This window comes from Luteibacter jiangsuensis, from assembly GCF_030812295.1.
Lineage (GTDB): Bacteria > Pseudomonadota > Gammaproteobacteria > Xanthomonadales > Rhodanobacteraceae > Luteibacter > Luteibacter jiangsuensis_A.
On the sequence record NZ_JAUSSK010000004.1, the window covers coordinates 249,039 to 261,981 of the forward strand.

Annotated in this window: 11 protein-coding genes and 1 tRNA gene; 6 read left to right on the forward strand and 6 right to left on the reverse strand. The window is 65.1% G+C overall.

Features of this window, described 5'->3' with window-relative positions:
• Positions 1-16 precede the first annotated feature (16 nt).
• From J2T07_RS14980 to J2T07_RS14990, 3 genes are read right to left on the reverse strand one after another with little or no spacing between them, the layout of a single operon-like run.
• A complete protein-coding gene (locus J2T07_RS14980; RefSeq protein WP_306850912.1) occupies positions 17-520 on the reverse strand; it encodes a hypothetical protein in 504 nt (167 codons plus the stop codon).
• Positions 521-537: 17 nt separating this feature from the next.
• Complete coding sequence (locus J2T07_RS14985; protein ID WP_306850913.1) at positions 538-2,211, reverse strand: T6SS phospholipase effector Tle1-like catalytic domain-containing protein; 1,674 nt, start codon at positions 2,209-2,211, stop codon at positions 538-540.
• Positions 2,212-2,230: 19 nt separating this feature from the next.
• Positions 2,231-2,881 (reverse strand): hypothetical protein, encoded by a 651-nt coding sequence (locus J2T07_RS14990; protein ID WP_306850914.1) that lies wholly within the window; start codon positions 2,879-2,881, stop codon positions 2,231-2,233.
• Positions 2,882-3,280: 399 nt separating this feature from the next.
• Here J2T07_RS14990 and J2T07_RS14995 point away from each other — a divergent pair, with 399 nt between their 5' ends.
• The 4 genes from J2T07_RS14995 to J2T07_RS15010 all read left to right on the forward strand — a co-directional run bounded on the left by J2T07_RS14995 (position 3,281) and on the right by J2T07_RS15010 (position 7,335).
• A complete protein-coding gene (locus tag J2T07_RS14995; protein ID WP_306850915.1) occupies positions 3,281-3,829 on the forward strand; it encodes a hypothetical protein in 549 nt (182 codons plus the stop codon).
• Between the two features lie 61 nt (positions 3,830-3,890).
• Complete coding sequence (gene selA, locus J2T07_RS15000) at positions 3,891-5,297, forward strand: L-seryl-tRNA(Sec) selenium transferase (protein WP_306850916.1); 1,407 nt, start codon at positions 3,891-3,893, stop codon at positions 5,295-5,297.
• Positions 5,294-7,228, forward strand: a complete 1,935-nt coding sequence (selB, locus tag J2T07_RS15005; protein ID WP_306850917.1) for a selenocysteine-specific translation elongation factor — start codon at positions 5,294-5,296, stop codon at positions 7,226-7,228. The genes selA and selB overlap by 4 nt, the downstream gene beginning before the upstream one ends.
• 11 nt (positions 7,229-7,239) lie before the next feature.
• Positions 7,240-7,335: transfer RNA gene (locus J2T07_RS15010), tRNA-Sec, on the forward strand.
• A 13-nt stretch (positions 7,336-7,348) separates the two neighbouring features.
• Here the strand turns inward: J2T07_RS15010 and selD are convergent.
• Complete coding sequence (gene selD, locus J2T07_RS15015; protein WP_306850918.1) at positions 7,349-8,389, reverse strand: selenide, water dikinase SelD; 1,041 nt, start codon at positions 8,387-8,389, stop codon at positions 7,349-7,351.
• A gap of 185 nt (positions 8,390-8,574) precedes the next feature.
• On the opposite strand from selD, the gene J2T07_RS15020 reads away from it, so the two are divergent.
• Positions 8,575-9,627, forward strand: coding sequence for a permease (locus J2T07_RS15020; RefSeq protein ID WP_306850919.1), 1,053 nt, complete (start codon positions 8,575-8,577; stop codon positions 9,625-9,627).
• A 23-nt stretch (positions 9,628-9,650) separates the two neighbouring features.
• Positions 9,651-10,637, forward strand: a complete 987-nt coding sequence (gene dusB, locus J2T07_RS15025) for a tRNA dihydrouridine synthase DusB (protein WP_306850920.1) — start codon at positions 9,651-9,653, stop codon at positions 10,635-10,637.
• Between the two features lie 120 nt (positions 10,638-10,757).
• Here dusB and J2T07_RS15030 read toward each other — a convergent pair whose 3' ends face one another.
• Together J2T07_RS15030 and J2T07_RS15035 are read right to left on the reverse strand one after the other, a co-directional pair.
• Complete coding sequence (locus J2T07_RS15030; protein WP_306850921.1) at positions 10,758-12,050, reverse strand: dicarboxylate/amino acid:cation symporter; 1,293 nt, start codon at positions 12,048-12,050, stop codon at positions 10,758-10,760.
• A gap of 23 nt (positions 12,051-12,073) precedes the next feature.
• Complete coding sequence (locus tag J2T07_RS15035) at positions 12,074-12,943, reverse strand: amidohydrolase family protein (RefSeq protein ID WP_306850922.1); 870 nt, start codon at positions 12,941-12,943, stop codon at positions 12,074-12,076.

Sequence of the window (12,943 nt, forward strand, 5' to 3'; positions counted from 1 at the left end):
TCGATGCGCCCGGCGTTCATCGTTTTTTACCGGCTGCGCTTCCTCCGTCGACGACGGCGTATTCGGCATTTCCGCTCTTCCATATCGGCGTCCGCCGGTCGATGCGAATGCAGGGTCGCCCGCCGCAGGAGACGATATCCACATGGCGAAGCGCTTCCTGCACATCAGCGCGAATCTCGGCGGCACCGGCTCGAATCTCGGCGGCTTTCAATCGGGTGTTGGCGCGGTTCAACAGAAGCAGGAAGCCGGTGAAGAGCAGGATACCCAGGCCGGCCAACGCAGCGACCATCTGCCATGCCCGGACGATTCTTGGCCGCAGTGCCGCCTCGATACGCCGTTGCTGCCCTTCGTGCATGGCCAGGATGTCTTGCATGAAGCGCGCCTCCTCGCGTTCCCGGGTGGCCCGAATCGCAGCCTGCGTGTCTTCCGATTGCTTGTGCAGCTTGCTGCTCCACTCCTCCAGGCGACCCGATATCACCAGCATGGCCTTGAGCGCGTCCGTCGTGTGTTCGTAGTTCAATGTTTCTCTCCCTGAAATCAGCGTGACATGCCGATGCTTTGTTGCTGATCGCGTTGCAACGCCTGGATCTGACTCATCTGTTCCTGTCGTTGCGCTTCCTCGGCAAGGCCTTGCAGGCTCTGCTCCAACGGCTGTGCCATCGCCTGCATCTTGTCCACGATGACGAAGCTGTCGAGGACGGTGTTGCTCGGATGCTTCCATATGGCGGCGAGCCCTTCCCCACCACGGACGGGATACAGTTCATCGATGGCGGGCATGCGCCGATGCTGCGCCTCGTAGGAGATGCTGCCTGCCATTTGTTCCATTTCGGTTCGGTTCCAATACCCCGCGTCGTCCGGCCCAAGCCGTTCCAGATGGTGTAACGCCTGTTCGAACAACGGATTGTCGCGACCTGGAATGCGTTGGAGCATCTCCAACTCCCATTGTTCGGCTTCGTCGACGCGTTGCCGGCCATAGTCGGATTTAGCCATCGCGGAAGCTGCCGCGCTCATGCCTTGCTCGTCGCCCGCTCTGAGGGCGGCGAGATAGTCGTCGAGGATGAGGTCCGAAGGCGATTTCCGTCCGGGCAAGGCCGGTGTCGGCTCGGCAATTGCCGGTGTCACCTCGTGCCATGGGAACTGCCGGGCCAACGACACATCGATGGGATCCGCATCGTGGCAGAGGTCGACGATCTTGCAGTTCGCCAGTTCATCCCGAAAATTGCGCTGCCCGTCATCGTCCATGCGTAGGCCGAAAGCGGCCGTCGCCCCTCTGGCCTGGAAGATCGTGTATTGGGACGGGTCGTCGGGCACCGGGCGATGTTCGAACAGCGGTCGATCGGTCAAAGCATTGAGATAGTCGGCCATGCCGTTGAAGGCCATGGATTCGAGGCCAGCCTCACGATTGCCACCGCCGACGTTGGAATGCCCGCCCGGCACCGGCACGCTGAGGAAGCGCCCGTCGTCGGACCAGTCCGGATCGAGGATGGTCTGGTGCGGAAACAGTTCGCGTCGTTCATCGCGGGCGATCTGCGAGAAACCCGACAGTACCGATTTCGGCAGGCGCGCGTCGTAGTTGCGTGGCATGTTGGTCGCCACGGGGTCGAACAGGCCGACGGCTTGGGCGACTTGGCCGGGGGGAATCAGCGTACGGGAAGCTCTTACCGTGAGGTTGCCGTCGGCATCGCGGCCGAAACGCATATGTTCAGGGTCTGCTATTCCGTACCGGTCCACCAGGCGGGCGAGCCCAGGGACCAGGACGGCGCCTCGGCTATAGCCAACTCCGACCAGGCGAATTTTCGCCTGCGGGTCTTCTTCCTGCCACTGATACGCCTGTTCCGCCAAGGCGTGATACATCTCCTTGATACGGTCGTCCCAGGTATAAGCCAAAGCGCCGTCGGCCAGTCGTGCCATCGGATTCTTCTGGGTCCCTATGCCAGGAACATAGTGTGTCCCGATATTGTTGGCTCGGTCCCTTTCCAGCAAATTTGCACGCTTGGAAAGAACACCGACATTGGTCGGCAACTGTGCAGGGTCGTCAACGTCCTGCCCGGTCCCATCGAACAGTGCGATGAACAGGTACTCATGCGGGTCCTGGCGATGCTGCATCATGGGGACTGGCTGGTGCGCCAGCTGCTGGCGCATCCGTTCGTACAGTTCCATATCCTGCGAAGTAGCGGGACGCGATGCGCCGCCGGAAACAAGTTGCCCCATGGGCCGACACTCCCTGTGTTCAGTAGTTATAGGTCTTGACCAGGATCAGGTCGTAGCGGACGTCGCTATACGGGTTACCTGGAATCTGCAGGCGCTTGGTCGGAATGCGAGCGCGCATGTAGATTCGGATAGTGCGGTCGTTGACTTCCAACAGGATGGAGGGGTTCGTGCGTAGCCTGCCGTCCGGCACGTCACTAATTTCCTCGCGTGGAACGTTGTGCAGCATCAACTCATCCCGGAAAATCGCCGCGACATCGATATCGGTCTTATGCGTCAACCCATCCCTGGAGCGCCAAGTCACTTCGGCCGGTGGCGGAAAGTTGTCGAACGACATACCTCCATTCCAGTTGTCGAGATAGTCAATGCCATAGGTCGACGACGGAACCGACGGACGTTCGTCACCACTCTCCATGCCGCCGTACCAGATGCTGCAGTACAGCGTGTCATAGCAGCGAGCGCCGAAATTGTGCCGCTTGAACTTCAACGGCCACTTCACGGGCCGGTAGTTCATCTCCGCGCGAATCGCCGCTTCGTCCCGCTCCGTCTCCGTCACGGCAATCTCCTTTTGCAACGACGGTGCGGCCGTGGGCTGGGCACAGGCCGCCAGGCCCAGGCTTAACCACGCGCTCAATCGAGTCCATTTCATCGCCGCTCCTTGCATGTCACCCATGCGCGTCCTTCACCTGCTCGCAGAACCAGTCGTGTCGCCGACATGCATTCGCGATCCGCAGAGTCTATCGACCACTCCATGCATTAGCAAATAAGTATCTGAATCTATTCATATTTAGTGAGAACATTCTCACTCCGATCTTTTTCCTCCCGAATCAACCACCGTCCGGGCGCCCAGCTTCGCCGCGAACACGGGAGCAGCCCATTCGACGCGACGTCCAAGCAGCCCGTGGATAAACCACTCGACGGATGTGACACCGGTCACGGAGAACGGAAGACGTCGACTTTCTCAGAATCCTTCCATGTGTTCGCCTCATTCCTCGGCGTAGTTTCGGCGGTCGCCCAAAAGGTGACGGGTGCGTGTCGACGCTCCGGGGAACGATCAAGATAGGGATAGAGCATGAAGTGGAAACGTGTGTTGGTTTTGCTCGGCTGGAGCGTGGGAGCATTAGCGACAAGCCCTGTCACCTTGGCCGAGCAACGCCTGACAGCGAAACTGGAGACGCCTTATGCCTCGGATAGCCGACGCTCGGCCATCGTGAAACTGACCTTGCACAACGTGGGGGACGAACCAGTCGCCATCATGAAATGGGACACTCCATTCGTCATGTCCGGTGGACGCCTTCCGAAATCCCAGTACGAAGTAAAGAACGGCGCGGGCGAGGTCTCCCGATACATCGGCCGTTCCGTCAACATCGGACGACTTCTCTCCGGCTATTTCATCATCCTGCAAAGCGGGGAAAGCATTGAAAAGGAAGTAGACCTCACCCCCGAATACGACTACGGAGCGGGCGGCGCCTTCTCGGTGAAGTTCACTTTGTCGTTGGATCGCGAACCCGATCGGTTTGTCGTGACCGACAAGGAATTCCAAGACTTCAAGAGAAATACGCTCAAGTACGTCGAATCCAACGAAACGACCATCTACTTACCGGGGCCGGTGCCGCCATGATCTTGGGGCAAGCGGGTGGTTTTTCTTGACCGCGCACGGGCGGCACCTCAGCATACGAGGCATGTCCGGGCCTGACGCAACCTCGCTGCGAAACCTGCCTGCGGTAGCCGCCGTGCTGGCGACCGCGGAGGTGGCCTCGTTGTTGGAGCGCCATGGACGCGCCGCCACCACCGAGGCCATCCGTCAGGTCATCGACGATGCACGGGATGCCCTTCGCCTTTCTCCCATGGAGGCACCCAGCGCGACTGACATCGCGCAGCGGGCGCGCGGCCTGCTCGAAGCGAGGATGCCGGGCCTGCGCCCGCTGTTCAATCTCACCGGCACCGTGCTGCACACCAACCTCGGCCGCGCGGTACTTGCCGAAGCCGCGGTCGAGGCGGCGGTGGAAGCGATGCGCCACGCGGTGGCGCTGGAGTACGACCTCGCCAGCGGCGTACGTGGCGAGCGCGACAATCACCTGCGCTCCCTGCTCTGCGAATTGACCGGCGCGGAAGATGCCACCGTGGTCAACAACAACGCCGCGGCCGTCTTGCTCTGTCTGAACACGTTCGCCCTCGGCCGCGAGGCGGTGGTGTCGCGCGGCGAGCTGATCGAAATCGGTGGCGCGTTCCGCATGCCCGACATCATGGCGCGTGCCGGCGCGAAGATGATCGAGGTGGGCACCACCAACCGCACCCACCCGGCGGACTACCGCGACGCGCTCAACGAGCGCAGCGGGCTCGTTCTGAAGGTGCATACCTCGAACTATCGCATCCAGGGCTTCACCGCCGAGGTCGGGGCACGCGAGTTGGCGGCGATCGCCGACGAGGCCGGCGTGCCGCTGCTCAACGACCTGGGCTCGGGCAGCCTCGTCGATCTCTCCCGCCATGGTCTCGCCAGGGAACCGACGGTGCGCGAAGCGGTGGCCGAGGGCGCGCGGCTTGTCACGTTCTCCGGCGACAAGCTGCTGGGGGGGCCGCAGGCGGGATTCATCGTCGGCGACCGCGACCTGATCGCCTGCATCAATCGCAATCCGCTGAAACGCGCCTTGCGCGTGGACAAGATCCGGCTTGCCGCCATCGAAGCCACGCTGAACCTGTATCGCGATCCCGACCGTCTCGCCGAACGGCTGCCGACCCTGCGCTTCCTGTCCCGCTCCCATGCGGACATCGAGGCACAGGCACGCCGTCTGCGAGCGGCGGTCGCGGAGCGGATCGGCGACGGCTTCCTCGTCGATGTCGGGGATTGCCATAGCCAGATAGGTTCCGGCGCGCTGCCGCTGGATACGCTCGCCAGCGCCGCGCTGTCGATCCGCCCGCTCGGCAGCCAGCGCACCCTGGAACACCTGGCGGCCGCACTCCGCGCATTGCCACGCCCCGTCGTGGGCCGTGTCGGCGATGGCGCGCTGCAGCTGGATCTGCGCTGCCTCGCCGACGCCGACGAAGACGCCTTCCTGGCCACCCTCGCCCACCTCGCCCGCACGCCATGATCATCGGCACGGCCGGGCATATCGACCACGGCAAGACGTCCCTGGTCAGGGCCTTGACGGGTGTCGACGGTGATCGCCTGAAGGAAGAAAAGGCACGCGGCATCACCATCGACCTGGGCTTCGCCTACCTGCCGCTGGACGAGGGTTTCACCCTCGGTTTCGTCGACGTGCCAGGCCATGAACGCTTCGTGCACACCATGGCCGCGGGTGCGAGCGGCATCGACATCGCCCTGCTGGTGGTGGCGGCCGACGATGGCGTCATGCCGCAGACGCTGGAACACCTGGCGATCCTCGACCTGCTGCGCATCGGGCGCGGAATGGTCGCGCTGACCAAATCCGACCTGGTGCCGCCGGAACGGCTGGCGGAGGTGACCGCGCAGATCCGCGAGGCGACCGCAGGCACGATGCTCGAAAAGGCGGACATCCTGCCGGTATCCTCGACGACGGGCACGGGCGTCGACGCGCTGCGCGACCGGCTCGCCGTGGAGGCGCGTGCGCTCGGTGAACGCCGTGCGGACGGACGTTTCCGGCTCGCGGTGGACCGGGTGTTCACCCTGCCCGGCATCGGCGTGGTGGTGACCGGCACCGTGTTGTCCGGCACCGTGCAGGTAAAGGACCAGGTCATGCTCAGCCCCTCGGGACTGACCGCGCGCGTGCGTTCGCTGCATGCGCAGAACCGCCAGGTGGAGACGGGCCGCGCAGGCGACCGCTGCGCCCTGAACCTCGCTGGCGATGGCATCGCCAAGGACGCGATCCAGCGCGGCGACATGCTCGTCGATCCTCTTCTGCACGCGCCGACCGATCGCATCGATGCGAGCCTGCATATCCTGGCCAGCGAGCCCAAGCCCGTCGGTGCCTGGTTCCCTGCCCGGTTGCATCACGGCGCGGCCGACGTCGGCGTACGCGTCGTGCCGTTGGAAGGCGAGCAGTTGCTTCCGGGACGGACGGCCGATGTGCAGCTGGTGTTGAGCCAGCCGATCGCCGCGGCGGCGCTCGACCGCTTCGTGCTGCGCGATGTATCCGCGCGGCGAACCATCGGCGGCGGCCGTTTCCTCGACCTCCGTGCGCCGTCGCGACAGCGCCGGACGCCCGAGCGACAGGCACAACGCGCCGCGCTGGCGATCGACGATCCAAGGAAGGCGCTCGCGGCGCTGCTCGATGCGCCGCCATTCACGTGGGACGTGCTCGCGTTCGCGCGCGATCGCGCCCTGGCAGCGGCCGTGCTGGACGACACGGTCACCGCGCTCGCGCCGCTGGTGCTCGACACAGGTGACGAGCGCGTGGCGATCGACCGGGCGCACTGGCAAGGCTTCGCCGACGCCCTGGTCGAACGCCTGGAGACCTTCCATGCAGCCAATCCGGATGTGCAGGGCATGGGCCGGGAAAAACTGCGGCTGGCCTTGCGCCCGCGGCTGTCGCCCGCCGCGTTCGCATTGGCCCTGCAACACGAGGACGTCGCCCGACGCGTGGTTCGCGACGGCGCGTTCGTACGCCTGGCCTCGCACACCCTGCAGCTGAGTCCGGACCGCGTGGCCGCATGGCGGGCGGTCGAGCCCTTGCTTGGCGGCGAGGTCCGCTTCCGGCCTCCGCGAGTGCGCGACATCGCCGCGGTGGTCGGACGCCCGGAGGCGGAGGTCCGCCAGCTGATGAAATCCGCGGCGCGCGTCGGACTCGTCGACGAAGTGGCGCACGACCATTTCTTCCTGCGTGCGACCGTGCATGAGATGCTGCTGATCGCCGCCGACGTCGCGTCGCACGCCGCGGACGGCCGCTTCACCGCGGCGCAGTTTCGCGATCGACTCGACAACGGGCGGAAGGTGGCGATCCAGATCCTCGAGTTCTTCGACCGCCAGGGTGTTACGCTAAATCACGGCACGCTGCGCCGGATACAGGCGCGTTACCTCGACCTGTTCGGATCGGCGCCGGCGTGACAGACATCCATGGAAGAGCATCGTTCCCGGTGGGACGTCCGGACTTCAAATCCGGGTGAGGCAGCCAGACTGCCTCGGGTGGGTTCGACTCCCATGCTCTTCCGCCATCCTGGCGCCTTTTCAGACCACATCGACACCCGGCACGCCTGCCATCGCCGTGCCGACGATGCGCGCGCGGGGATAGCCCGCCGCCTCGATCCTCGCCAGGATCGCCTGGGCCCGCTCCGCCTTGCATGCCACCAGCAACCCGCCGGACGTCTGCGGGTCGGTCAGCAAGGCACGGCGCCAGTCCGGCAGGCCGGCGGGCAGAACGACGCCATCGCCGTAGCTGCTCCAGTTCCGCTTCGATGCGCCGGTGACGAAACCAGCCTGGGCGAGTCGCTCGGCCTGGTCGAGGAAGGGGACGTGGTCTCCGTCGATCCGGACCCGCAGGCCACTCCCTCGCGCCAGTTCCAGCGCGTGTCCCAGCAGGCCGAAGCCGGTGACGTCGGTGATCGCATGCACGTCGCCGTCCTGCGCCAGCTCATGACCGACGCGATTGAGCAGCGTGGTGGATGCGAGCATCTCCGCATAGGCGTCTTCCGGCAGCGCCTGCTTCTTGAACGCCGCCGAATAGATGCCGACGCCGATGCCCTTGGTCAGGATCAGCACGTCGCCCGCTTGCGCGCCCGTGTTGCGGCGTACGTTGGCGGGCGTGCACAACCCGATCGCCGCGAGGCCGTAGATCGGCTCGGCCGAGTCGATCGAATGACCGCCCGCGACAGGGATACCCGCTTCGGCGCAGATGGATTCGCCGCCCGCGAGGATGGCGCGCACGGTGTCGATGTCCAGCTTGTCCAAGGGCATGCCGAGGATGGCCAGCGCCATGATCGGCTTGCCACCCATCGCATACACGTCGGAGAGCGCATTGGCCGCGGCGATGCGGCCGAAATCGTAGGGATCGTCGACCACCGGCATGAAGAAATCGGTGGTGGCGATCACGCAGGTGCGTTCGTCCACTTGCCACACCGCGGCATCGTCGCTGGACTCGGTGCCGACCAGCAGTTGCGCGAACGGCATCGCCGACGGCTTGTCGGCCAGCAATTGTCGAAGCACGGATGGCGCGAGCTTGCAGCCGCAGCCGCCACCGTGGGCGAGTTCGGTCAATCGGACGGAGGTCATGGCGGATCCTGCGAAAGTCCCGTTGGTGCAAACGTGAAGTCACGTAGAGCATAGCGAAGCCACCGGAGCTTGAAGTATCTTCAAGCGAAAGTCTTGCCCCTCCGCAGCGCATCGGGCCTGCGGCTCCCGGCCGGCAACGTCGTGCCCTGTAGGGCCGTCATGTCACATCCTGTTCGGAGGGGTCTATGAACGTCGCTTTGCAGAAAGCGCGCACCATGCGCTGGTCGGTATTGCTCTTGCTGGCCGTGGCCGGCCTGTTCTATGTGAAGTGGTACCCGTACTACGGGCGCGCATTCATGGCCGCGGATCAGCATTCCATCGGCCATTCGATCCTCATGGGCGACCAGGCCAGCGCACCGGCGCCTTCCTGGAATGCCGCGCTGGACTATGCGCTGGCCTACGGCAAGGCCATCTGGAAGGCGATGGTGCTGGGCTTGCTGCTGGGGTCGGGTGTCCAGGCGCTGCTGCCGGTGAACTGGGTGCGGCGCACGCTGGGTAAACGTGGCTTCCGCAGCACCCTCGCGGGTGGCCTGCTGGGCGTGCCGGGCATGATGTGCACCTGCTGCGCGGCACCGGTGGTGGTGGGCCTGCGCAAGCACCAGGCCTCGCCGGGCGCCTCTATCGCGTTCTGGCTGGGCAATACGATGCTGAATCCGGCAACCCTGGTCTTTACCGGCTTCGTCCTCGGCTGGCACTGGACCGCGCTACGCATGGTGCTGGGCGTGCCGATGGTCTTCGGGCTCGGCTATCTCGCCAACCGCATGTCCGGCCTGGAACCGTCCTCGGCGGCCGTCGCGCCGATCGCCGAGGCCGAGCCGCAGTCCCTGGTCGAGGTCGGCAGGCGTTGGGCGCGGATCTTCACCGGCATGACGCTGCGGCTCATCCCGGAATACCTCGTGATCGTCCTGCTGCTGGGTGCGGCGCGCGCATGGATGTTCCCCCACATCGGACCGGACATCGGCGAGCACTGGTTCTGGATCGCCGCTTTCGCCGTGGCCGGGATGCTGTTCGTGATTCCCACCGCGGGCGAGGTTCCCATCGTGCAGGCCATGTTGGCGCTGGGCATGGGAGGCGGCCCGGCCGCCGCCCTGCTGATGACCCTCCCCCCGGTGAGCCTGCCCTCGCTGGCGATGCTGGGCCGGTCCCTACCCGTGCGCTTGCTGGCAACGGTCGCCGTGGCGGTGGTCGGCTTCGGCATTCTCGCCGGCGTGCTGGCGGTCATGCTCGGGATGCATTGAGCGAATCGTGTAAAATCAATGCCATGCGCATCGGTCCCTATACCATCGCACCGGCCGTGGTGCTCGCGCCCATGGCCGGCGTGACCGACAAACCCTTTCGCCTCCTGTGCAAACGCCTGGGGGCTGGCTTGGCCGTGTCTGAAATGACCACCGCCGATCCGCGCCTGTGGAACACGACCAAGTCACTGCGCCGGATGGATCACGAGGGCGAACCGGAGCCGGTGAGCGTGCAGATCGCGGGCTACGACCCCGGCATGTTGGCCGAGGCGGCGAAGTACAACGCCGATAACGGTGCGCAAATCGTCGACATCAACATGGGCTGCCCGGCGAAGAAGGTCTGCAACGTCTGGTCGGGCTCCGCGCTGCTCCAGGACGAACCGCTGGTCGCGCGCATCGTGCAGGCCGTGGTGAAGGCGGTGGATGTACCGGTCACGCTGAAGATCCGCACCGGCTGGGACCGCGAACACCGCAACGCGCTGAACATCGCCCGCATCGCCGAGGACGCCGGCATCGCCGCGCTGGCCGTGCACGGCCGCACGCGCGCGGACAAATACGAGGGCGACGCCGAATACGCCACTATCGCCGCCGTGAAGGCAAGCGTATCGATCCCCGTCTTCGCCAACGGCGACATCGTCGACCCGGTGAAGGCGCGCGAGGTGCTGCGCATCACCGGCGCGGACGCCGTGATGATCGGCCGTGGCGCGCAAGGGCGCCCGTGGATCTTCCGCGAGATCGCGCACCATCTCGACACCGGCGGCTTCCTGCCCGAGCCGACGCCCGGCGAGGTGCGCGACATCCTCGTCGGCCACCTGGAACATCTCTACGCGTTCTATGGCGAGCGGATGGGCGTGCGCATCGCGCGCAAGCACCTGGGCTGGTACGCCAAGGACCGTCCGGAAAACGCCGCCTTCCGCCATGTCGTCAACCAGGCGGAAGACGCCGCCACCCAACTGCGCCTGACGCGCGAGTACTTCGACACCCTGGAAGCCGGCGTGTCGCTCGCCGCCTAAGGGCAGTCGTTGCCCCGGCGGGAGCCGACCTTGTCGGCGATTGGGTCTTGCCACGACCTGGCCCGCCGCCGCGGGATCGCCGACAGGGTCGGCTCCCACCAGGTCGGCTCGCACCAGGGCTCAGGCGGCCTTCAACACCGCCGCCATCTTCGTCCGGTCCAGCTCCTTCTCCCACGCACACACCACGATCGCCGCCACGCCATTGCCGACCAGGTTGGTCATCGCCAGGCCGGTGCCGAGAAAACGGTGGATGCCCAGGATCAGGACCATGCCCGCCACCGGAACCACCGGCACGACGCTCAACGTCGATGCGAGCATGACCAGTGCCGCTCCGGCCACGCCACTGGCGCCCTTGGACGTGAGCATGCCCACGATGGCCACGGTGATCTGCTGCTCGATGGTGAGGTCGATGTTCAACGCCTGGGCGATGAACAGGATCGCCATGGTCAGGTAGATGTTGGTGCCATCCAGGTTGAACGAGTAGCCGGTGGGCACCACCAGCCCGACGGTCTCCTTCGGGCAACCGAGCTCTTCCATCTTGCGCATCAGCGGCGCCAGCACGACCTCCGATGAACTGGTGCCGAGCACGATCAACAGTTCCTCCCTTATGTAGGCGCAGAAACGAAGGATGCTGAAGCCGGCGATGCGCGCGACGATACCGAGGATCACCACGACGAAGACGACGCAGACGAGGTAGAAACTGCCGATCAGTTCCATCAGCGGCACCAGCGACACCACGCCGTATTTTCCGATGGTGAAGGCCATCGCGCCGAACGCACCGATGGACGATACCGCGGTGATGTAGTGCACGATCTTGAAGAACACTTGCGCGCCTGCCTCGATCACGTCGTAGACGGGCTTGCCACGCTCACCGACCGCCGCGAGCGCGCAACCGAACAGCACCGAGATCAATAGGATCGATAGCACGTCGCCCTTGGCGAAGGCACTGACGAAGGTGCTGGGGATGATCGAGAGCAGGAAGCCGATGGACTCGATGTTGTGGCCCTGGGCAACGAGGTTGCCGACCTCGCCCGCCTTCAGCGTGGCCGGGTCCACGTTGAAACCGGTGCCGGGATGAAAGACGTGCCCCGCGACGAGGCCGAAGAGCAGCGCGATCGTGGAGATCAGCTCGAAGTAGAGAAGCGCCTTGCCACCGACCCGGCCGACCTTGCGCATGTCGCGCATGCCGGCGATACCCGTCACCACGGTGCAGAAGATGATCGGCCCAATCACCATCTTGATCAGGGCGATGAAGCCATCGCCCAGCGGCTTCATCGCTTCGGCGTATTTCGGCGACAGGTAGCCCAGGATCACGCCCAGGATCACCGCCACCAGGACCTGGATATACAGCTGCCGGTAGAAGGGCTTGTGCGGCTTCTGCGACGAGGAAACAGTGGTGGCGATATCGGACATGGGTTTCTCGTATCGTGGGTCGATCAGGCGAAGTCGTACAGACGCGCCGGGTTGTCGACGAGGAGTCGCTTGCGCAGGTCCTCGTCGGGACAGAAACGGAACATCAGGTCGACCAGCCCACCGTCATTGGGCATGTCCCTGGAGATATTCGGGTGTGGAAAGTCCGTACCCCATAGCACGCGGTCCGGCGCCGTCTCGATCAGGGTGCGCGCGAACGGGATGGCGTCGTCGAACGGCCGCTTGCCGACCGAGACACGCTCCGCCCCGCAGACCTTCACCCAGGCAAGCGGATTGTCGCGCATGAGCGCTACCAACAGGCGGAATGGTTCCTGCCCCAGGCCCTGGGCTGCCTGCACGCGCCCCATGTGGTCGATGACGAACGGCACGCGGATCTTCGCCAATACATCCTGGAGCTCGACGATGTCGTTGGCGTCGAGGTGCAACACCACGTGCCAGCCCATCTCGGCCACGCGGTCGAGCACGCGCCAGAACACGTCCATGTCGGGCCGGCCGCCCAGGTGCTGGACGAAGTTGAAACGCACGGCGCGCACACCGCCACGATCAAGTTCCTCCAGGCCGGCCTCGTCGATGCCGTCGTCGACGATGGCCACCCCACGATAGCGCCCGTTGCCGCGCGCGATGGCGTCGAGCATGGCGGTGTTGTCGGTGCCGTGGCAGCTGGCCTGGACGATCACGCCGCGCTCGAAGCCGAGGAAATCGTGCAGGCCCACGAGGTGTTCATAAGGTGCGTCCGGCGGCGTGTAGCTGCGGTCCGGCGCGTAGGGAAACGTGTCCGCGGGGCCGAACACGTGGCAGTGCGCGTCGCAGGAAAGCGCGGGCATCGCCTGCAACGGCTTCGTCGGATTCGGGTCGGGGGGAAGGCAGGACTTCAT

What these genes read in the sequence shown, in the direction of transcription:
- J2T07_RS14990 (WP_306850914.1), bottom strand. Translation starts at nt 2,881, where the DNA reads ATGGGTGACATGCAAGGAGCGGCGATGAAATGGACTCGATTGAGCGCG.
- selD (WP_306850918.1), bottom strand. Translation starts at nt 8,389, where the DNA reads ATGACCTCCGTCCGATTGACCGAACTCGCCCACGGTGGCGGCTGCGGC.
- J2T07_RS14985 (WP_306850913.1), bottom strand. Translation starts at nt 2,211, where the DNA reads ATGGGGCAACTTGTTTCCGGCGGCGCATCGCGTCCCGCTACTTCGCAG.
- J2T07_RS14995 (WP_306850915.1), top strand. Translation starts at nt 3,281, where the DNA reads ATGAAGTGGAAACGTGTGTTGGTTTTGCTCGGCTGGAGCGTGGGAGCA.
- J2T07_RS15030 (WP_306850921.1), bottom strand. Translation starts at nt 12,050, where the DNA reads ATGTCCGATATCGCCACCACTGTTTCCTCGTCGCAGAAGCCGCACAAG.
- selA (WP_306850916.1), top strand. Translation starts at nt 3,891, where the DNA reads ATGTCCGGGCCTGACGCAACCTCGCTGCGAAACCTGCCTGCGGTAGCC.
- dusB (WP_306850920.1), top strand. Translation starts at nt 9,651, where the DNA reads ATGCGCATCGGTCCCTATACCATCGCACCGGCCGTGGTGCTCGCGCCC.
- J2T07_RS15020 (WP_306850919.1), top strand. Translation starts at nt 8,575, where the DNA reads ATGAACGTCGCTTTGCAGAAAGCGCGCACCATGCGCTGGTCGGTATTG.
- selB (WP_306850917.1), top strand. Translation starts at nt 5,294, where the DNA reads ATGATCATCGGCACGGCCGGGCATATCGACCACGGCAAGACGTCCCTG.
- J2T07_RS15035 (WP_306850922.1), bottom strand. Translation starts at nt 12,943, where the DNA reads ATGAAGTCCTGCCTTCCCCCCGACCCGAATCCGACGAAGCCGTTGCAG.